This window comes from Bacillus sp. ISL-18 (assembly GCF_018613415.1).
GTDB lineage: Bacteria > Bacillota > Bacilli > Bacillales > Cytobacillaceae > Neobacillus.
The window spans coordinates 51,982-73,077 of sequence record NZ_JAGGQG010000022.1; the positions used below are offsets into that span (position 1 = coordinate 51,982).

Sequence of the window (21,096 nt, forward strand, 5' to 3'; positions counted from 1 at the left end):
GGAAAAGAAGATGTCAAATCGCAGACTTGTGATTGCAGGAACAGGCAGTGGTGTCGGAAAAACGACACTGACCATTGGGCTGATGTCTGCTTTAAGGAAAAAAGGTTATACCGTCCAGGGCTTTAAATGCGGCCCAGATTATATCGACCCGACCTATCATACGGCCGTCACGGGAAGAACGTCAAGAAACATTGACAGCTGGATGCTCAACCACGAGATGGTCAAAGAGATTGTCAACCGCGCAAGTGTGGGGGCGGATATTTCCATCATCGAGGGAGTAATGGGTTTCTTTGATGGGAAAAATCCACTCAACAATACCGGCTCCAGTGCCGAAATCAGTCTCATCACCGAAAGTCCTGTTATTTTAGTCGTGAATTGTGCCAGTATGGCCCGGAGTGCGGCAGCCATTGTAAAGGGATTTCAAACGTTTCTGGCGGAAGCCAATATTGTCGGGGTGATTGCTAACCGGGTTGGGAGCGAAGGCCATTTTAAAATCGTTCAAGCCGCGATTGAGCAAGAATGCGGGATTCCCGTCCTTGGCTATTTGAAAAGGAATGAGGAACTTTCGATTCCGGAACGACATTTAGGGTTGATACCCTCCATTGAACGGGGAGAATTGGATCTATTTTTTGAGCAGCTTGGTGATTTAGTGCTGGAAACCATCGATGTAGATTCTTTATATGAGCTGGCGAAAGCGTCCCCTTTAAAGGTAAAGGAATCCCAGTTTAAGAGAGCGGAGCAGGCAACTGTAAAAATTGCGGTCGCACGAGATGCCGCTTTTAATTTTTACTATCAGGAAAACCTCGACATTTTAGCAGCCGCTGGAGCCGAGTTGATCGAGTTCTCTCCATTAAAGGGTGAATGCCTGCCGGAACAAGTCGATGGCTTGTATATCGGTGGCGGGTTCCCAGAGGAATTTGCCGAGGAGCTGACCAAACAGACAGATGTAAAGGACTCGATTCGAGCGGTCATTGATAAAGGACTGCCAACCTTGGCGGAATGCGGCGGGTTTATGTACTTAACCGAATCGTTAGAAACAACGGATGAAACGAGTTACAAAATGGTCGGGATCATTCCCGGAAAGGTGAAAATGCAGACAAAACTAGCGGCTTTAGGATACCGTGAAATCACTGCAGAAGGAGAAAATTTCTTGTTAGCGGGTAATCTAAGTGCAAGAGGTCATGAATTTCACTACTCGACCTTTCATCCAAGAACTGATTTTGAGCCGGCCTACCAAACGAAAGGAATGCGCGGTTTTAAGCAGGAGGGCTATCGAAAAGGCAATTTAATTGCAGGTTATACTCATGTTCATTTTGGCTCATGCCCTGAGCTTGTCGAAAATTGGGTGAAGAAATGTAAGGAGTTCAAACAAAATGGTTAAAGCTCTTCCTCTTATGTTTCAAGGCACCAATTCGGATGTCGGCAAAAGTGTCGTCGTGACAGCCTTTTGTCGGATATTCGCCCAGGACGGTTATAAAACGGTTCCGTTTAAATCACAAAATATGGCGTTAAATTCTTATATCACCGTGGACGGAAAAGAAATCGGCAGAGCACAGGGAGTTCAGGCCGAAGCCGCAGGGATTCAGGCAACCACTGATATGAACCCGATTCTACTAAAACCGAACCGGGATAACCAATCCCAAATTGTCGTCCATGGTAAACCATATAAGAATATGGAAGCAGGAAGGTACCGCCGGGAATTCTTTCAAACGGGATTAGAACTGCAATCACTCTCCACCCTGTCCCAAAATTATGAACGGATTGTCATTGAAGGGGCAGGCAGTTAAGGCATTAAACGTATCTTCTACTCAGATGGCGAATGTTGCCGCTATCGCCGGCTTGACTGCAGGTTTTGTGGGCATTGGAATTTCTTTTCTCTCTGATTACATTCTCAAAAAGAGCGGCAGCCATACGAAATCTCGAGTAATGGTTGTCGGATTTTCATTGTTGATTGGTTCCATTCTCCTTTACTCCATCACAGTGGTACATAGTGCGGCTTGGGCTATGTTTGTCATGTGTGCAGGAGCGGGATTTTTCCATTGCGCAATGTCACTTAACCCACACATCATTAATCGGTTAATTCCGGGCAATAGTTTCATGATTGGAACTTATTCCGGATTAGTCACTGTATCTGGGGCAATCGGACCAATGGTAAGCGGAATTTTGGTCGCAAAAGGCGGCGCTAATATTGTTCAAGGATTTAATAACTCGCTTCTAATGGTTGTCATTCTTTCTGTCATTGCGAGTATTTTGTCCCTCACCTTTGTAAAACCGGATAAGATAAACGTAAAGGAAACGTCCTCGTTGGGGAACGATACAGAAAATGTAATGGTCTAGAGTCAAAGATTGAGGAGCAGGAAGAAATGGCTGCTTCTCTTTCGTCATTTGATTCAATAAATTTTCAAAAATTAATTTTTGTTTAGTTTTTATATAACAAATAGTTAATTTAATATAAATATTATTCGTTTTACTTAAATGAAAGTTATTAATATAATTACGATAAACATTTGTAGTTGGCTTCCAATGTACTGTAATACGGTTGGAATGCAGGTGCAAATTTATATAAAAAATATGATCTGGAGGTTCATTGAATGCTTAGTTCGAAATCAACCCAATCACTTTCTGCCAGCTCTTTTACAAAACAAGTAAATGAAGCAGTCTACCACTCTCTGAATTTTAAAGACAGGCAGGATTTTGAGGATGCACAAAGAGGTCTTATAGCTCCATTCGATTTTAATATTTTTAAAAGCGATACAGGGGAAGTACTTTGGGATACAGATATCGTAGAATTCCTTCGTGGTTCTGCACCTGAAACTGTAAATCCGAGTTTGTGGAGGAATTCACAATTGCAATCGATTTCTGGTTTATTTCAAGTTGTGGATGGTGTTTATCAAGTTCGAGGACTATCCATATCTACCACGGTTTTAATCGAAGGTAAAAACGGACTGATCGTCTGCGACACATTAAAAAGCATTGAATCAGCTAAAGCAGCTTTGGAATTATATTATAAGCATCGACCTAAAAAACCAGTTACAGCTATCATTGTTAGTCAAAGTCATGTTGACCATTTTGGCGGTATTCAAGCAGTACTGGAATATGCGGAAGATCCTACTATTCCTATTATTGTTCCGCAGCATTTTACAAAAGAAGCCATCAGTGAGAATGTCCTTTTAGGTCCCATTATGAAACGACGTGGACAGTATCAATTTGGTCATGTTCTGCCTCCTGGTCCCAGGGGAACAGTCTGTGTAGGGATTGGTACAATTCAGACGAATGGCATTACCACGTTTGAAATGCCGAATGTCGAAATCGAAAATGAAATCCAAACATTGGATATTGATGGATTAACTTTTCAATTCTTATTAACCCCTGACACAGAAGCGCCAGCTGAAATGCATTTTTATTGTGAGGATTACAAAGTTTTATATGCTTCTGAGAATGTAAATAAAACGATGCATCAAATTTACACTGTAAGAGGGGCAAAAACGCGTGATGCCCTACAGTGGGTGAGTGCCATCGAAAAGACGATCGATTTGGTTGAGAATAAAGAAATGGATGCTTTGGTTATGGCGCATGCTTGGCCTGTTTGGGGAAAGGAGAATGCGACCCAGCATTTGAAATTGCAGCGTGATTTATATAAATACATGCATGATCAAACAGTTCGTCTAGCCAATCATGGATATACGATGGATGAAATAGCCGAAACGATCCAACTGCCGGAAACCTTAAATCAATATTGGGGGAATCGGGGGTATTATGGTACCTTAAAGCACAATGTGAAGGGGATTTATAATTTTTATTTAGGCTATTACAGTGGCCATCCATCGGATTTAGATCCACTGCCACAAGTGGAAGCAGGAAAAAAATATGTTCAATATATGGGCGGCGCGGTTCATGTCATTCAACAAGCAAAAGCAGATTATGATAATGGCGAGTATCGTTGGGTGGCTCAAGTTTTGAAACATGTAGTGATGGCTGAACCGGACAATATCGAAGCCAAACGGTTATTAGCAGACACGTTTGAACAATTAGGATACCAGGCAGAGTCAGCAAACTGGCGGAACATGTACCTTGCTGGGGCTATGGAACTAACAACTGGCGTGAATAAAAATGTTCCGACATATGATAGTTCGGCGGTTTTTAGTAAAGTTTCAGTCGATGATTTCTTAAAGTTATTAGCCATTAAATTGAATGGTCCAAAAGCAAATGGCAAAAAGATGACCGTGAATGTGACGATAGCTGATACAAGTGAAGAGTTTGTAATGTATTTGGAAAATTCAGTATTATCACACAAAATAAACAAGTTGGATGATAATCCGGATGTCTCTTTACGTGTTGATAAATCCATATTGTATGGAATGGGAAATGGTCGTCTTACCCCGGCACAAGAATTAAAAGCGAAAACACTGGAGATCTCTGGTGACCCAAATCTATGGAATGATTTTTTATCCTTATTTGATTCATTCAATCCTTTAGTCAATATTGTCACTCCTTAGTGGCGGGGCAAGGTAAGTATACCTTGGGGATTTTCTTGAAAGTGTTTCAAAGTATAGACATAAACAATTCACATTTGAAACTATTTAAATTCGAATAGAAGGCTAGTCCCCCCAATTTTATCAGATTAAGAGTTTTGGCATAAAAATTGCAAGTATAAAAAAAGAACTTGCCTTATTTATCGCTGGTTAATTCTGGTGCGTACCAGCCTAAAAAATTTATTTGAAAGGTGATCGCTATGTTGCAAAATCGAAGCTTTCATTCTTGTCTGCCAACCAATGTACGGTTCGGCTTGGATATTGTTAAAAACGAGCTTGCTCATGAAATTCGTCTTGCTAACAAAAGTAGAGTATTTATTGCCACCGATGAAGGACTTGTAAAAGCCGGATTAATCAAAACGATTACAGCTAATTTGATAGAAAATGAAATTGAAAGTGTTATTTTTTCAGAGGTAGAACCCAATCCAAAAGTTGAAACAATTATGCGGGGGGCATCTCTTTATACACAGGAGTCTTGCGATATGATTTTAGCGATTGGCGGCGGAAGCGCGATGGACTTCGCCAAAGCGGTCGGGGTGGCGGTCACTCATTCTGGCCATATCCTGGATTACCGCAGGGGCGAAAAGGCTATCACTTATCCAATTCCATTATTGTTCGCGATTCCGACAACCGTAGGGACTGGTTCGGAAGTAACCGCAGTGGCGATCGTAACCGATCCTGAAGTTGGCAGAAAATATGCTGTCTCTTCTCCAAATCTTATTCCGAAGATGGCATTTATTGATCCTTTGATGACGGTAACTTTACCGAAACATCATGTTTCGGCAACTGCACTTGATGCTTTAGTCCATGCCATAGAGGCTTATACAGTGGTCCGAGCTGCACCGATATCAGATGGACTTGCATTGCATGCCATCCGAATGATTCGAGAATATCTTCCGGCAAGCTATGCGCATCCAGATAACCTTGAGGCCCGCGCACAGATTCAATTAGCCAGCACGATGGCAGGGATGGCCTTTAGTCTGGCAGGTCTTGGCCTTGTACACTCTTGTTCCCATCCGATGTCGGCTGTCTATCATGTTCCGCATGGAGTGGCCAATGCGATTTTATTGCCTTATGTCATTCAACACAATCTGATTTCCAATATAAAAAAATTTGCTGATATAGCAAGGATCTTCCAGCCAGAGTTAGTATTAAAAAACGACCAAGCAGCTGCAAAAGAACTTGTCGGTTTACTGGAATCATTTATTGCTTCCGTTGATATTCCCAAGGATTTTAGTTATATAGGAATTGAAGTGACGGATGAAGTGATCGATCGTTTAGCCAATGATGCAATGCTTGATGGGACGATTCCCTCAAATCCTCGCAAGGTCTATAAAGAAGATGTTGTAAAAATCTACAATCAGGTATTACCCAGATAAAAGGAGAGTGCAATTGTATGTATATTAATGGAGAATGGATTAGCACGAACAAAACACTGGACGTTAAAAACCCGGCAACAGGAGAGAAAGTAGATCAAGTGTTCCTTGTTGGCAAGGCAGAGACAGAGTATGCGATCCAAGCCGCCGAATCTGCTTTTCCGACATGGTCGGGTTTAACAGCTGAACAGCGTTCGGAATACCTTCAAAGAGTTGTAAAAAAGCTGGAAGAGAAGAAAGAACACCTTGCCCAGGTCATCACCAAAGAAATGGGCAAATCCATTCATAATGCCCGTTATGAAGTAGGGAGTGCGATTTCTTTTTTTAAATGGTACGCAGAAGAAGCAAGAAGGGTGTATGGAGATACTGTTCCGGCTTCCGCACCCAATAAGCGAATGACTGTTATTCGCCAACCCGTAGGAGTTGTCGCAGCAATCACGCCTTGGAATTTCCCATTATCGATGGGAGCACGCAAGCTTGGTCCTGCATTAGCTGTAGGCTGCACCGTTGTCCTCAGACCATCAACTGAAGCACCACTCTCTTCCGTGGAATTATTTAAAGTGTTTGAAGAAGCTGGATTGCCTAAAGGTGTGGTTAATTTAGTGATCGGAAGCCCTAGTGAAATTGTTAACCCGCTTATGGAAAGTAAAGTAGTCCGTAAAGTGACGTTTACAGGTTCCACTGAAGTAGGAAAAATAATAATACGGCAATCTGCCGATACCGTAAAAAAGGTGTCGATGGAACTGGGGGGCCATGCTCCATTTATTGTATTTGAGGATGCTGACTTAGATTTGGCTGTGGAAGGTGCAATCAAAAGTAAATTTGCTTCAACTGGTCAACAATGCATCTGTGCGAATCGAATTTATGTTCACGACACCATCTATGATGAATTTGCAAAACGTTTGCACGAAAAAGTTGCCTCTTTGAACGTTGGAAATGGCCTGGATGAATCCAATGAAATTGGTCCAATGGTGAACGAAAAAGGGATGGAGAAGGCACATGATCAAGTGATCGATGCTGTGAACAAGGGGGCACGAGTTTTGTATGGTGGAAGCAGACTTTCAGATGGAGATTTAGTGAAAGGCTATTTTTATGCCCCAACTATCCTAGTTGATGTAAACGAAAATATGAAAATATGTTCGGAAGAAACATTCGGTCCTGTTGCACCATTGATTCGTTTTGAATCAGAAGAAGAAGTCATTAAGATGGCAAACGACATCGAGTATGGACTTGCCTCTTACTTCTATACAAATGATCTATCTCGGTCGTATCGAGTTTCTGAAAAATTAGAGTATGGAATGGTCGGCGTGAATGATCCTGCTCCATTTGCTGTACAAGTACCATTCGGAGGTGTTAAAGAAAGTGGTTTAGGCCGGGAAGGTGGACGCTATGGCCTGGATGACTATCTTGAAACAAAGTTAGTATCCGTTGCTATTCGACTTTAATCATTAGAAGCCGATTTCCAATATGGAGCCGGCTTCCTTTTATTTGAAAATAATCATTGATACAAACAGCCATACAAGGTTGTTGCAATGCTTGAACATGATAGATTCAAATTTGAGTCATGTTTATTTATTTTATGTCTTTTTATAAGGTTTAAAGTTTGTATGAATCTTGCATTTTAGTTAATTGAAAAGGATGTAATTCATAAGATCCCATATATGGAACTATGAAATATTGACATAAAGTAAAAGGAGGTTATTGGATGGCTGGTCCATTAGAAGGAATAAAAGTATTAGATCTTTCAAGAACTCTTGCAGGTCCTTTTTGCAGTATGCAGTTGGGAGACATGGGTGCAGATGTCATCAAAGTTGAGCAGCCAGGGCTCGGAGATGAAACCAGGAAATTTACTCCACCTGAGATAAACGGGGAATCCTGTTATTTTATGAGTTTAAATAAAAATAAAAAAGGGATTACGTTGGATCTTAAAACGGAGGAAGGACAAAGGATTGTGAAACAACTTGTGGCAGAATCGGATGTTTTAATAGAAAACTTTCGAAATGGCACAATGGAAAAATTCGGACTAGGATATGACGTACTGAAGGAAATAAATCCTCGTCTTGTGTATTGCGCGATCAGTGGGTTTGGCCGGACAGGGCCGATGAAGGATGAGCCTGCCTATGATTTATTAATGCAAGGATTTGGCGGGTTAATGAGTGTTACAGGGGAGCCGGATCGGCCTCCAGTGAAGGTCGGCTTCTCAATTGTGGATTTGGGAACAGGACTATACGCAACACTTGCAGTAGTTTTGGCTTTATTTTCCAGAGGAAAGACAGGAAAAGGTCAATACGTGGAATCATCCTTGTTTGAAACGGTCGTATCGTTGTCTAATTATTTGGGACAGAATGCCTTGGCAACAGGGAAAGCGCCTGAACGCTTTGGATCTGCACATCCTTCCCTTGTTCCTTACCAAGTCTTTGAGACAAAGGATGGTTATGTGACAATTGCGGTAACAAACGATGCATTGTGGAGAAAAATGTGTGATGCACTAGAACTGTATGAGCTAAAGGATCATCCGAGGTATGCCCTAAATGTAAACCGGGTAGCAAACCGGGAAGAACTCGTAGGAATTCTCACAGAGTTCACGAAAAACAAAGACTCATCGGAAATCATTGAAAGGTTGCAACGTGCTGGTGTGCCTGGAGGCCCGATTCATAACCTGACCCAAGTCTTGGCCCATCCGCAGATACAATCTCGCGGAATGATACAAGAAGTAGAGCATCCCACTATTGGTATGCTGAAAATGTTAGGAATTCCTATTAAATTATCGGATACGCCAGGATCGGTTCGTAAGGCACCTCCATTATTAGGTGAGGATACAGACGAAGTTTTATCCCAACTCGGCTACACGAGCAGCGGTATTGCAGCATTGAGAGAAAAGGGGGCGATCTAGCGTAATTTGCCTGATCACCGAGGTTTGAAGGAGCAGATAATCCCTGCTTCTTTATTTATTCGAAGTTCAATCATTTATCACACTTATCATAGGAATCAGTAAATGAATGCAGATTGGGCGTTAGAAGAGCCAAATAAAACAGTTAATAATCGCCCTTCGCAATTTGTTGTTTTAATTGTTTTATGAACTCTCTTGCTGCCGCGGAGAAATATTTCTTTTTTGAACGAACTAACCCGAAGAATATATTTGTGCGATCATGCCCCACTAAAGGTATCGGAACAATATCACCGTTAACCACATAATGATGGCTGCTTTGGCCTAAATCGTAGTTAAAGTAGATCGCCAGCCCTTCTGCAACGGTTTTCTTAATAACCTCAGTGTTATTTGATGTAAATAGAATTTTCATAGCACCATATTTGTTAAAAAAATCATTAATAAAAGAATTTATCGTACTACCGTTATATGCCACAATTGTTTCATTTATCAATTCTTGGGGCGTTACAGTGTCACAATAAGCGAGAGGTGAATTTTTACTAACAAAAACTTGTACTCTCCCTTCCAGTAAAATATCAAATAGGAACTCTTCTTGATCCAACAACTCTGGTTCAAAACTTGCTATCAATCCGAAGTTAATTTGATTTTGTTTTACTTCACTAAGAATTTCAAATGTTTCTTTTTCCGACATTTGAACATTGACTTCAGGATATTCTTTAATAAATTTTGAAAAAGTTTTAGGTAAAATTGTCATAAAGTAACTAGGGATTGCGGAGAATTTAAAATCTCCACTAATGGTAGCTGTTTGAATTTGTGCTTCCTCTCTAAACTCTTGAAGTTTAATCACAATTTCAAATGCTTTCCTGATTAATTGCAAACTTTCTTCTGTGGGTACTGTACCTGACCTCGACCGTTTAAATAGAGTTACTCCTAGCTCCTCTTCTAAATTGGAAACCGCTTTACTTATAGCAGCTTGGGAAATATGCAAATTTTGAGCTGCATTAGAAATACTTCCGGTTTTTGCTATTTCTACAATATATTGCAATTGCTCTATACTCATAATTTTATTCCTTCCATAGTTCCTATTTATTTTTTCTAGTATTTTGAATATAACTATTAGTTAAGTTAGTTGGATTTATCATTATTTTAATTGGGTTTTTGTTATATATCAATTTTTATGAATAGGTTTAATAAGATAAAACAAACGTTTCAAACGCCGAACTTTATTCATTCAAATTTGAAACACGTAAATAAATGATCTGCATGTTCATAAGGATTAGAAATTGGTATGAATCTTGCATGATATTTTAATAGTATTAATTCGATTTTACGATGGAGGTAATGAAATATGAAATTATTAGGAATATCAGGAACAATTACAGGATCAAAAACAAAAATTGTTGTTGAAAAGGTATTAGAAGAAGTAAAGAAAAACCATCCTGAGGTTGAAATAGAATTACTTGATTTAAAGCAGTTTGATGTCCAGTTCTGTGATGGGCGTAATCCATCAGCCTATACGGGAGATACTAAAAAAGTAATAGATCTTGTTTCATCTGCTGATTTTTATATTATCGGCACCCCAATTTTCCAAGGTTCCATTACAGGTGCTCTTAAAAATTTATTTGATTTGGTTCCTCCAGAGGATTTCCGTAATAAAGTAATGGGGTTCATTGCTACAGGAGGGACCTATCAGCATTATTTAGTGATTGAGAATCAATTAAAACCAATTGCAAGTTATTTCCGTGCCTATGTTGCACCAGGATTTGTCTATGCTCATAACAGCCATTTCAGCCCTGAGAATCAACTGATTGACAAGGAAGTATTAGAACGTATTTCTGCATTAAGTGAGGAAGTTGTTTTTATGCAAAAAGCACTTAAATCCTCCATCAACAAAGAGCCTCAGCTTCAATAGGAGTATGTATATTGATCATTTAAAAGAGAATGGTTTGTCAAAGTAAAGGTTTTCTAAACAAAAAGCGATGAAGGAGGGATTTTCGTGTTAGTAAATGAAAAGGAAACCATTCATTTAACAGATCTATCCTTTATAAATGTTTGTACGAATAAGTATGGAATAAATAGAGGGGTATACAACACGATTGATGAATGGTTTTACAGGCAGGGATTACTAAATATTTTAGAAAGACGAAAGAACATTCTCTTTTTTCTTGAATATATAAAGGGGAAAACTGAGTTCAAAAATAGTCGTTGTAAATTTGGACACGGTGGATTAACGATAAACTTACAAGAATATTATTCTCAAAGTTTTGAATCTATTTTATCAAAAAGTGCCACTAATTTTTAATTGATGAATTGTAATTAGGATTTAAAAAAGGAGCCTTTCTTGTGAAGAAGGATATATGGCAATTTGAAGAAAAATTAATGGAAAATAACAATTTTCGAAAATTAATCGGAGTTCAAATAGAAGATATAAGGGAAGGGTTTGCTATCCTATCGATAACAATACGTGATGAATTGTTACAGTCGGGAAATATGGTTCATGGGGGAGTTCTTTCTGTTCTTATAGATTCCGTAATTGGAACAGCAGTTAGAACAGTCTTGGACGCCAATGATTATTCAGTTACTGCTGAAATGAATATTAACTACTTTAGACCTGCAATAAAAGGCAAAATCTTTGCAGAGGGAAAGTTAATCAACAAAGGAAAAAATTTAATAGTTGGAGTAGGGGATATCAAAGATGAAGAAGGTAGATTACTAGCAACAGGTAGAGCAACATATGCAGTTAAGAAACGGCGCGCGTGAAGTAATTGGAAGGTTCTATGGATAAAACAACTATAAAGTTCATTAATTCATTTAACTTATTGCAAATGCGATTATGAACGATAGGACAGTAGCAGTTGTGTCGAATAACAATTCTGCAACGGTTAACGTCCTTGAGAAGTTAGAAAAGTATGGTGTCGACTTTTTTGCGGCTTGCTTAGGGAATAAGGATAATAGGGCAAGTTTTTTTGCTAACCAGAAAGAACCCTTTCCTTATCTAGGATTGAACATCAAAACATATCACGAATAACTTGCTCCAAGCGACAATGTTTACCTAAGCAAATCGTTTAGAGTTGCTAACTTTAACTGTTAATAAGTGCAACACCAGTATATTTAATGAAAATAAAAAGAGCCTAAAATATGCAAGTTTTTTATTCACCACTTGCTATTTTTGCTCTTTTTTATATTCCATAAAATGACTGCTATTTAACAGTTTATGAAACATTATTCAGCTATTTCTCCTAATAGACATATGTAGTTTATAGTGCTATTTTTTTAAAGGGGGTGTCATCATTGTCACGCATAAGATTAGTTGAACCTGTTATTATGATTGTTACGATTTTACGGTGGTTTATTTTAGCCACTATAACTGGAGCTATAGTGGGTACAGGGACAAGTCTCTTCTTAAAGGGGCTATATTTTTTTACAGATAAATCCTTACATCTGCCATGGTGGATCACTATGTGTCTATTGCCGATTGGCGGGTTATTAAATGGTCTCATTTTATATTTTGGTTATCGAAATGGAGATAAGAATAAAAAAGATTCTGTCATTTCAGCTGTTCATGAACAATCCGGAATCATGCCTTATAAAACAATCGCTATTAAACCAATAGCAGCCATTATTACACTTGCTTCAGGAGGGGCTGCGGGTAAAGAAGGTCCTTGTTCACATATTGGCGGTACACTAGCATCCTGGTTTGGACATGTCATCCGATTAAGTCCAGAACTTCAAAAACGGCTTGTTGCTTGCGGGGTAAGCGCCGGCTTTGCTAGTGTATTCGGTACGCCTATTGCAGGAGCCATTTATGGAATAGAAGTGTTAACGATTGGCCGAATTCGACATGACTTTATTTTTCCTGCCGTTATTGCTGGGGTTACTTCATTTGAGATAAGCAAATTATGGGGAATTACCTATGATTATTATCCCATTCATCTCTCCGAACAGTTTTCAAACAGTTTATTTATCAAAATCCTTCTAATTGGTATCGTATGTGGTCTTATTTCGTGGTTATTCATTGAAATATTTGAGATGGTACGGAGATTTTTCAGTACAATTCAGCAAAGATTCCATATTTGGCCGCCGATGATGCCGTTTTTTGGAGGCGTCCTTTTATCGATTCTTATTTTGATTATTCCTACGGATTATTTTGGTTTAAGCTTATCTATTATGGATAACGCCTTAAGTGGTGAACGAGTTTCTTACCTGGGTTGGCTTTGGAAAATCATTCTTGTTTCCATTACATTAGGTTCTGGTTTTTATGGCGGAATTGTCACACCGCAATTTGTGATTGGAGCGATTGTAGGAAATGTTTTAGCACATATTCTAGGGATCAATCCTGCCTTAGGAGCAGCAGTTGGTATGGTATCCGTGGTTGCCTCCGCATCTAATACTCCCATAGCAGCGATATTTATGGGATTCGAGTTATTCGGCAGTGTAACGGGAATATATGTCGTAGCAGCCTGTATCACAGCTTATATCACCATCGGGCATCGAAGCGTTTATCCAGACCAAATGGTAGCATATCCAAAGTCGTTGTGGATGAGATTAGTGCCAGGGATTGCCTTAGAAAATGAAAAAATTCATGTATCCTATACCCTTTTAAAAAAAATCAAACGCTGGCAATCTAATCAAAAACGACTTCATGTTTATTTGAAACGTCCCAAAAAGCTTTAAGTGTCTTAGATCTTATGGTTGAAACTAGAAAGGGATGAGATAAAACAACCTCCGCCTCCCATTTATGAAGGGAAGGGGAGGTTGTTTTGTTTTCTTGCGAATCCTTTTTTTGGTTATTTATCAAACCAGGGCTCAATAGATATTTTATAGTGTTTGATGAATGGAAGGATTTAGAAGATGTAGATTGGGTATTACACAATAATAAGATAGATCGCTTAATGAATGATTACTTTAAAAAATAGATGAATCGATATCAACAATCCAAGGCATGGTGGGAGCGAGAATATGAAAAATGGAAACGCTTGCAAATTCTTTATTATCTAGCTCCACCATCAAGAACTCACCATCCCGCCATTGGGAGTCTACATCTAATGACCTGTTAAGACAAGAAAGGGGAGTAAAAGCATTGAAACAGAAAAAAAAGTGCGTGGCCATGTTACTGGCAGGTGGACAGGGCAGCCGGCTTAGTTTACTGACGAAGGATAAAGCAAAACCGGCTGTTGCCTATGGGGGAAAATATCGAATTATTGATTTTCCTTTAAGCAACTGTACAAACTCTGGAATTGATACAGTAGGCGTATTAACTCAGTATTTACCCCTCGTTTTGCACTCCTATATCGGAATCGGAAGTGCGTGGGATTTAGATCGAATGCATGGCGGGGTAACCGTATTGCCTCCTTATGCGGAAACTTCCGGTCTTAGGTGGTATAGAGGGACGGCAAACGCAATTTATCAGAATTTAAATTATTTAACACAATACAATCCAGAATACGTGATCATACTGTCTGGTGACCACATTTATAAAATGGATTATACGAAAATGCTAGATTACCATATTGAAAAGGATGCAGATGTGTCTATTTCTGTCATTGAAGTGCCCTGGGAAGAAGCAAGCCGGTTTGGAATTATGAATACGAATGAGGATTTAGAGATCATTGAGTTCGAGGAAAAACCGAAATCTCCCAAAAGTAATTTAGCTTCTATGGGTATCTACATCTTTAAATGGCCGGTTTTAAAAAATTTTTTAGAAATGGATGATAAAAATCCACAATCAACCAATGATTTCGGCAAGGATATTATTCCACTTTTGCTGGAAGAAAATAAAAAGGTGGTCGCCTACCCTTTCAAAGGCTACTGGAAAGACGTCGGGACAGTTAGCAGCTTATGGGAAGCCAATATGGATTTATTAAATGAGGAAACAGAGCTCGATCTTTATGATCGAGAATGGAGAATATACTCTGCCAATCCAAACCGGCCGCCCCAATATATTGCCCCGTCCGCACAAATAGAAGAGTCATTGATTAATGAAGGCTGTACGGTGGAAGGGATCATCGATCATTCCGTCTTATTCCAGGGAGTATCCACAGAAGAAGGGTGTCAGATTCGCGATTCTGTTATTATGCCGGATGCCAAAATTGGAAAAAATGCTGTAATAGAGAGGGCGATTATCGCCCCAGGTATTGTTGTTGAAGATCATGCTGTTATACGTCCATCAAAGCAGGATGGTGTCATCCTGTACGCATGTGAAGAAGCGTAAGAAAAAAAGAGAAGAAAGGGTGATACTTTTGTCTTGTTCAATGCTTGGAATTATCAATGCAACCACTGAGTTTGACACATTTCAAACTTTAACTGCTCACCGTACTTTAGCCTCTCTTCCGTTTGCAGGACGCTATCGATTGATTGATTTTATGTTGTCCAATATGGTGAATTCAGGAATTACGAATGTAGCTATTTTTACCGGACAAGAGGTTCGGTCCCTGATGGATCACTTGGAATCAGGTAAGCAATGGGACTTGGGCAGAAAGCGTGACGGGCTGTTTGTGTTTTCACCTGAAGGCAATTCGGAGATTGAGAGGTTTGGATCCTTTGCTCATTTTGCCAATAATATGACGTATTTCAAACGTAGTAAGCAACAGTATGTAGTTGTGGCCAATTGCTATACCGTTGGAACCCTTGACTTTTGTAAGATTTTAGACCGTCATTTGGAAACAGGAGCGGATATTACAGAGGTCGTTCATAATGGCGAACCTTTACAGACCTATATTTTGAGCAAAAAATTATTACTCTCTTTGTTTGAACAATACAAGGAACAGAGATATTACAATATTTTTGATGTCGTGCATGATAATCGTCATACACTTCAAATCAATAGGTATGAGTGGACAGGCTATATTACCAACATTGATTGCCTTCACAGCTATTATCAATCTAGCTTAGATCTTCTTCAGCCAACCGTATGGGAACAGGTTTTTACAAATGACGAACCCATCCTTACAAAGGTTAAAGATGAGCCGCCAACAAAGTATAAAAAGGGTTCAAAGGTTAGGAACTCTATCATCGCAAATGGATGCATGATTGAAGGAGAAGTAGAGAATAGCATTATTTTCCGTGCCGTAAAAATCGGTAAAGGGGCCATTATCCGTAATTCGATCATCATGCAGAAGTGTCAAATTGAAGAAAATTGTGTACTGGATGGAGTTATTTTAGATAAGGATGCCATTGTCGGAAATGGGATCCAAATGACAGGAACAACCGAGGCGCCTCTAGTAGTCGAAAAAGGATCCGTGCAAAGGGGCGTTGCTCATTCATGAAGGTTTTATTTGCTGTATCAGAGTGTGTTCCGTTTGTGAAAACAGGTGGCCTTGCTGATATTGCTGGGGCACTTCCTAAAGCGTTAAAAGATCTTGGGACAGAAGTGCGAGTTATTTTACCCAATTACTCTGTCATTCCTGAAAAGCTAAAAAAATCATTTCAATTTCAAAAAGAGATTCGTGTGCAGCTTGGATGGCGGTATCAATACTGCGGCATTTTTACACTAGAGCAGGACGGGATTACCTATTACTTTATTGATAACCAATATTATTTTTACCGAGATTCTCTATATGGTCATTACGATGATGGGGAGTGATTCTCTTTTTTCTGTAAGGCCGTTCTGGAGAGTATTCCTTATTTAGATTTTGTTCCTGATGTGATTCATTCCCATGACTGGCATACAGGGATGGTTCCTTTTTTATTAGACGCACACTATCGTCTCAATCCGCTCTATTGGGATATAAAAACGGTCTATACGATTCACAATTTGCAGTTCCAGGGTATTTTCCCTTATTCGGTTATGAGTGATTTGTTAAGCTTAAGTGATCACTATTTTAACAGCGAGCAGTTGGAATTTAACGGGGATGTCAATTTTATGAAGGGGGGCATTGTTGCATCAGATATGGTGACGACGGTCAGCCCAACCTATAAAGATGAAATCCAAAATCCCTATTATGGCGAAAGACTTGACGGGCTTTTGCGAAAGCACAGAAATAAGCTGATCGGTATAGTCAACGGAATCGACGATACGGTTTACAATCCTAGGATAGACCATGATATTGCTGTTTCCTATGATATTGATTCGTTAGAGGGTAAAGCAAAAAACAAGCAGGAATTACAGCACTATTTCGGATTACCAGAAAAATATAACACACCCATCATTGCAATGGTCACACGCTTAACCAATCAAAAAGGCTTAGATTTAGTGCTCCATGTATTTCGGGAAATGATGCAGGAGGATCTTCAATTCATCATCCTTGGTTCAGGTGAAACGGATTATGAAAACTTTTTTAACCAAATGAAACAAGAGTATCCCGATAAGGTAGGGGTATATCTCGGATTTAATGAAGCATTAGCGCATCAAATTTATGCAGGAGCTGATCTATTTTTAATGCCCTCTCAATTTGAGCCTTGTGGATTAGGACAGTTGATTGCCTTACAGTACGGGGCCATCCCCATTGTAAGAGAAACAGGCGGCTTGAATGATACGGTTTTATCCTATCATGAGTTTACCGGTGAGGGGAATGGTTTTACCTTTAAAAATTTCAATGCTCATGACATGCTGCACACCGTTAGAAGAGCTATTTTGTATTATCAGGAAAATGAAATTTGGAGTCCGTTAGTAAAAAATGCCATGAGCCAAGATTACAGTTGGCTTCAATCCGCGAAGCAATACAACGATATCTATAGGGAACTGCTGCTAAACTCGGGAATCGAGTAAGCTTGATAAGAATGGATCTTTCTAGCAATAAGTTTGTTACCCCCTTTTTTAAAAACTATACTTTTTAAAAAATAAAAATAATCCACCCTTGAATTAACGACTCGGGTGGATTACCACACTAAATTAGCCGATCCCCTTAGTGGGAACCGTCTATTGCTCGACCAGACAAGTTGTTGCATGACTTGTCTTTATTAATTTATTCTTATTATAACTATAAAACATTCCCATATATGTAAGGGGAGATCAACAAAGTATAAGAAATACTAATCAATGGTTAATCGTTGGACTTCACTAAAACCTGCTGTCTTCTTAAAGTTCAGCTGATGAGTGAAATTGTAAGAATATTTTTAGTAGGAGATCCCTACACGTGATTTTATATACTCGCTTGCTTTTATCTGTTTAAATGTAAATTCAGCTGTATCCGGTACGGATATTTTAGCTCCACCCTCCGGCAAAAAATTTCGCTCTATTCGATAGTTGCCGATCCTTTCTCCATCCGGCAAATACGTAGGACAGACAATCGTCCATTCGAGGGTTGATTGTTTGAGGATATCGTAAACTTTATGATGTTCTTTCGCTGCACGGGTTGACCTCTGCCTTGATTCACCTGATTGATAACGCAGAGAGTTTGGCATCGTTCTACTTTGAAGAATACCCGCCGTTCCGATAGTTATGATTCGTTTTATACGTTCGCTTTCCATTGCTTCGATTATAAGTGGCATACTATCTGATAGAGTGGTTGTGCCATCCGTATTTAGTGCACTAATCACAGCATCAATCCCACTCATGGCACGTGCGAGATGATTTTTATTTAAAACATTCCCATGAATAATGGTTAAATTTTTATGATTTATTTGGACCTTCTCTGGAGTTCGAACTAATACCGTAACATGATGTCTGTCATGAAGGGGGGAAGTTTAGCGGGAGAAAGGAAACCTTTTCCTTTCTAGTTTTAAATAGATTGAAATTAGTATATAAAAGATGAAGAGTAATAGACTTTCTATTACGGGGGCGATTGTTCAATAAGTGCAGCCGCTTTCCTTGTTCCGATAGGTGGTTTAGTTGAATAATAACCGCATCCTCTGAATAATAAAATAGAAGGAAATCAATAAAACGGGAGTGTTGTACCTTGAAAGTACTGGTCACTGGTTCGTCAGGACAACTAGGTTCCACTTTGCTTAAGCAGCTAAACGGTTTTGATTATCAAGTTAAACTAACTTCTAAAAGAAAACCCGAAGGAATCGAACATTTGGAGTGGGTTTATAGCGATTTATCGACTGGAGAAGGCCTAGAAGAAGCAATTAAAGATGTAGATGTTATCATTCACGCAGCAACTAGTCCAATTAAAAATTCAAAAATCGTCGAGGTTTCAGGTTTTAAGGAGTTTATAGGGAAATTGCATCACATAAAACATTTTATTTACCCGTCCATTGTGGGGATCGATGAAATCCCATTTAACTATTATCAACAAAAACAGAAAGCAGAAAATTTGTTGAAAAATAGTTCCATTCCTCACACCATTGTCCGTGCCACCCAATTCCACCATTTTGTAGAAAAGATTTTTATATCGAAACCTCTATTTAAAAGATATATTGTCCCAGGAAACGTTCCATTTCAAAGTGTAGATGTTAGTGAATTTGCCAATCAACTAATTGGATTAGTGGAAAATGATCCACAAGGAAGAGCGGAAGATTTTGCTGGGCCAGAAATTATGACTTTAAGCGAAATGGCTGAACTAAAAATCAGCCTATATAATGAACCAAATAAAGTTTTAAGCATTTCTTTACCAGGAAAACTGTACAAATCTTTCTCTGAGGGGAAAAATACTAATCCTATACGAAAAATGGGGAACATTACATTCGAGGATTATCTACTAAATAAGATGGTCTGAAGATATTGTAAGGGCGGGTTGCGAAAATCTGGGTGATTTCTACGGATCATACACAAAAAAATAAGCTTAGATTTTTTCCAAGCTCATTTTTTGTGTTTTCTTTTGTGAATTTATTTGTACCAGTTCCGAATGCCATATGTATAAAAAAAAAGAGCAAATTAGCTCCAGCTCCGTGGTATCAGCCCCATCCTTCGCTAACACCGGCGATAACCCCACTTGTTATCCAACCATCTTTATTATATTTGCAAACGCTTCCAATTAACAAGGATTTTGCTCAAGGTAGTTAAAAATTTACAGAATTGAGGAAAAAACCGGGTAATCCGCAGCCTTTTTGATTTTAAAACGATCATTCTGTGATAGTACGAGGTTACAGCAAAACATTGCCGTAACCTTTTTCATATTATGCTAACTGATCAGATTCGTTTATATCAATAGGTAAGACTTTGATGTCATTTCCATCTTTTCCCCTGCTCGTTAATGTTTATTCTTCCTCTCGTAACAGAATGGCTTCCTTCGCCATAACCGCAAGTTCAATGGTTTCAAGGGTTTTGCAATAATTAGGTAAAATCTCTCCATTCAAACTTACTTCTTCATGAATATAATCCAGAACATGCCAATCCTCAAACCAATCTCCGCTCTCCGCCTCTTCATGCGGGATATTCGGCCAGGCGTATTTTAAAGGCGGGCTGTACAGTCTTAGTGCACCCTTTCTCAACATGCAATTCTTGACCCGCCGCTTATAAAGGGAGCGGGGAAAAGATTCATTTACATCATTATACAAATCGGGCCAGTAATCTTTCCGAGAGCCCGTGTGCGGGTGTTCATGCGCCCATTTCAAGACCCCCGCCAGAATATTTTCGCGCCCAAACAGAAGGGAATATAACTTTTTTCCAAATAAAATTCTTTCGTGGAGCGAAGTGAAATACCGAGAGGTGGCGCCTGCAAGTGACGTTTTCTCCTCTTTTTCACCGGCACAGTAGGGGAAAAGGATGTTATTGAGGCGCAAAAAATCATGCATTTTAAAGCTGACCGTCCCTGTTACGGTTTTCTTGAAATGATGATTTTGAACCAATCTTTTTTCCAAATAGCTTTGTTCATTGATCACCGTCGCAATCGCCAATGTGTAGCAATCCCCACTATGCCAAAAATACCGCCAGATCGTTTCCATGAAGGTTGACGTGTGAAAAAAAGGTAAAAGGTGGAACATTTCTTGGTTACTCCGCACACTCAGGTCATAAACCAAAAATTGGGGAAACACATCTTGAAAGATCAACCAACTGCCGTGTTCCAAAAAGGAAAAAAAAGCTTTCTGATCTCTTTCGGGCAGAAGTTTTGTCAGCAATTCCCCTTTTAAATCCGTCATGTTCCATCCGACGTTTCGCGATACCATATGTCCGAGAAGGGCCCAATGGATTTCAGGGTGCTGAAGGTAAAACTGAAAATAAGCTTGCGTCCGTGTTACATTGTTTTGGTTAAGCTGCTTCGTCTGTTCTCTTATAAGTTGAATACATTGTTTATCGTTTTCTGATAAACAGGGAGGAAGACCGTAGGATTTCTTTTTTAGCTTATTTTTTAATTCTTTTTTTACATCTGAGAAAGAGTCCAGCAAAAACGGCATCATCCTTTCTCAACGTTCATTTTAAGTGTATCGGTCATCCCCATCATTGGAATGCATATTCATATTGCCCTCGGAATATGAATAC

15 protein-coding genes and 3 pseudogenes are annotated in these 21,096 nt (G+C 39.3%); 15 read left to right on the forward strand and 3 right to left on the reverse strand.

Translation table 11 applies throughout. From position 1 onward, the window contains the following. The first annotated feature begins 10 nt into the window (after positions 1 to 10). The 7 genes and pseudogenes from J7E81_RS24985 (at position 11) to J7E81_RS25015 (ending at position 8,801) form a co-directional block, all read left to right on the forward strand. A complete protein-coding gene (locus J7E81_RS24985) occupies positions 11 to 1,381 on the forward strand; it encodes a cobyrinic acid a,c-diamide synthase CobB (RefSeq protein ID WP_215046573.1) in 1,371 nt (456 codons plus the stop codon). After that, positions 1,374 to 1,784: pseudogene (locus J7E81_RS31420) on the forward strand (nucleotide-binding protein); the annotation flags it as partial. The gene J7E81_RS24985 and the pseudogene J7E81_RS31420, both read left to right, overlap by 8 nt. 28 nt (positions 1,785 to 1,812) lie before the next feature. Further along, positions 1,813 to 2,337: an MFS transporter gene (locus tag J7E81_RS31425; protein WP_374104096.1), complete on the forward strand. Its 525-nt coding sequence runs from the start codon at positions 1,813 to 1,815 to the stop codon at positions 2,335 to 2,337. Positions 2,338 to 2,591: 254 nt separating this feature from the next. After that, positions 2,592 to 4,496: an alkyl/aryl-sulfatase gene (locus J7E81_RS25000; protein WP_215046577.1), complete on the forward strand. Its 1,905-nt coding sequence runs from the start codon at positions 2,592 to 2,594 to the stop codon at positions 4,494 to 4,496. Between the two features lie 236 nt (positions 4,497 to 4,732). Further along, complete coding sequence (locus J7E81_RS25005) at positions 4,733 to 5,911, forward strand: iron-containing alcohol dehydrogenase family protein (RefSeq protein WP_215046579.1); 1,179 nt, start codon at positions 4,733 to 4,735, stop codon at positions 5,909 to 5,911. A 17-nt stretch (positions 5,912 to 5,928) separates the two neighbouring features. After that, entirely contained in the window at positions 5,929 to 7,353 is a 1,425-nt protein-coding gene (locus tag J7E81_RS25010) for an NAD-dependent succinate-semialdehyde dehydrogenase (RefSeq protein WP_215046581.1), read from the forward strand. Between the two features lie 260 nt (positions 7,354 to 7,613). Further along, positions 7,614 to 8,801, forward strand: a complete 1,188-nt coding sequence (locus J7E81_RS25015) for a CaiB/BaiF CoA transferase family protein (RefSeq protein ID WP_215046583.1) — start codon at positions 7,614 to 7,616, stop codon at positions 8,799 to 8,801. Positions 8,802 to 8,943: 142 nt separating this feature from the next. On the opposite strand, the gene J7E81_RS25020 is transcribed toward J7E81_RS25015, so the two are convergent. Then, positions 8,944 to 9,855, reverse strand: a complete 912-nt coding sequence (locus J7E81_RS25020) for a LysR family transcriptional regulator (protein WP_215046585.1) — start codon at positions 9,853 to 9,855, stop codon at positions 8,944 to 8,946. A 288-nt stretch (positions 9,856 to 10,143) separates the two neighbouring features. On the opposite strand from J7E81_RS25020, the gene J7E81_RS25025 reads away from it, so the two are divergent. The 7 genes and pseudogenes from J7E81_RS25025 (at position 10,144) to glgA (ending at position 17,502) form a co-directional block, all read left to right on the forward strand. Beyond that, positions 10,144 to 10,707: an NADPH-dependent FMN reductase gene (locus J7E81_RS25025; RefSeq protein WP_215046587.1), complete on the forward strand. Its 564-nt coding sequence runs from the start codon at positions 10,144 to 10,146 to the stop codon at positions 10,705 to 10,707. An 84-nt stretch (positions 10,708 to 10,791) separates the two neighbouring features. Continuing rightward, on the forward strand, positions 10,792 to 11,097 hold the full coding sequence (locus tag J7E81_RS25030) for a hypothetical protein (RefSeq protein ID WP_215046589.1): 306 nt from the start codon (positions 10,792 to 10,794) through the stop codon (positions 11,095 to 11,097). 41 nt (positions 11,098 to 11,138) lie between these two features. Continuing rightward, the gene (locus J7E81_RS25035) at positions 11,139 to 11,555 is read left to right on the forward strand and encodes a PaaI family thioesterase (protein WP_215046591.1); all 417 of its coding nucleotides are present in this window, start codon (positions 11,139 to 11,141) and stop codon (positions 11,553 to 11,555) included. Between the two features lie 531 nt (positions 11,556 to 12,086). Continuing rightward, a complete protein-coding gene (locus tag J7E81_RS25040) occupies positions 12,087 to 13,469 on the forward strand; it encodes a chloride channel protein (RefSeq protein ID WP_215046593.1) in 1,383 nt (460 codons plus the stop codon). Between the two features lie 433 nt (positions 13,470 to 13,902). After that, entirely contained in the window at positions 13,903 to 15,006 is a 1,104-nt protein-coding gene (locus tag J7E81_RS25045) for a glucose-1-phosphate adenylyltransferase (RefSeq protein WP_374104098.1), read from the forward strand. Between the two features lie 28 nt (positions 15,007 to 15,034). Next, on the forward strand, positions 15,035 to 16,060 hold the full coding sequence (locus tag J7E81_RS25050) for a GlgC family sugar phosphate nucleotidyltransferase (RefSeq protein ID WP_215046597.1): 1,026 nt from the start codon (positions 15,035 to 15,037) through the stop codon (positions 16,058 to 16,060). Beyond that, positions 16,057 to 17,502, forward strand: a pseudogene (glgA, locus tag J7E81_RS25055) (glycogen synthase GlgA). Before J7E81_RS25050 ends, glgA begins: the two are co-directional and overlap by 4 nt. A gap of 347 nt (positions 17,503 to 17,849) precedes the next feature. Here glgA and J7E81_RS25060 read toward each other — a convergent pair. Beyond that, positions 17,850 to 18,410, reverse strand: a pseudogene (locus J7E81_RS25060) (NAD(P)-dependent oxidoreductase); the annotation flags it as partial. Between the two features lie 221 nt (positions 18,411 to 18,631). Here J7E81_RS25060 and J7E81_RS25065 point away from each other — a divergent pair. Further along, positions 18,632 to 19,393, forward strand: coding sequence for an SDR family oxidoreductase (locus J7E81_RS25065; RefSeq protein ID WP_215046599.1), 762 nt, complete (start codon positions 18,632 to 18,634; stop codon positions 19,391 to 19,393). 481 nt (positions 19,394 to 19,874) lie between these two features. On the opposite strand, the gene J7E81_RS25070 is transcribed toward J7E81_RS25065, so the two are convergent. Further along, entirely contained in the window at positions 19,875 to 21,011 is a 1,137-nt protein-coding gene (locus J7E81_RS25070) for a DUF2515 family protein (RefSeq protein ID WP_215046601.1), read from the reverse strand. Positions 21,012 to 21,096 lie beyond the last annotated feature (85 nt).

Bases quoted from the DNA above. Each gene is read 5' to 3' on its own strand.
- J7E81_RS25005 (WP_215046579.1), top strand. From the start codon at position 4,733: ATGTTGCAAAATCGAAGCTTTCATTCTTGTCTGCCAACCAATGTACGG.
- J7E81_RS25025 (WP_215046587.1), top strand. From the start codon at position 10,144: ATGAAATTATTAGGAATATCAGGAACAATTACAGGATCAAAAACAAAA.
- J7E81_RS25020 (WP_215046585.1), bottom strand. From the start codon at position 9,855: ATGAGTATAGAGCAATTGCAATATATTGTAGAAATAGCAAAAACCGGA.
- J7E81_RS25000 (WP_215046577.1), top strand. From the start codon at position 2,592: ATGCTTAGTTCGAAATCAACCCAATCACTTTCTGCCAGCTCTTTTACA.
- J7E81_RS31425 (WP_374104096.1), top strand. From the start codon at position 1,813: ATGGCGAATGTTGCCGCTATCGCCGGCTTGACTGCAGGTTTTGTGGGC.
- J7E81_RS25010 (WP_215046581.1), top strand. From the start codon at position 5,929: ATGTATATTAATGGAGAATGGATTAGCACGAACAAAACACTGGACGTT.
- J7E81_RS25070 (WP_215046601.1), bottom strand. From the start codon at position 21,011: ATGCCGTTTTTGCTGGACTCTTTCTCAGATGTAAAAAAAGAATTAAAA.
- J7E81_RS25015 (WP_215046583.1), top strand. From the start codon at position 7,614: ATGGCTGGTCCATTAGAAGGAATAAAAGTATTAGATCTTTCAAGAACT.
- J7E81_RS25045 (WP_374104098.1), top strand. From the start codon at position 13,903: ATGTTACTGGCAGGTGGACAGGGCAGCCGGCTTAGTTTACTGACGAAG.
- J7E81_RS24985 (WP_215046573.1), top strand. From the start codon at position 11: ATGTCAAATCGCAGACTTGTGATTGCAGGAACAGGCAGTGGTGTCGGA.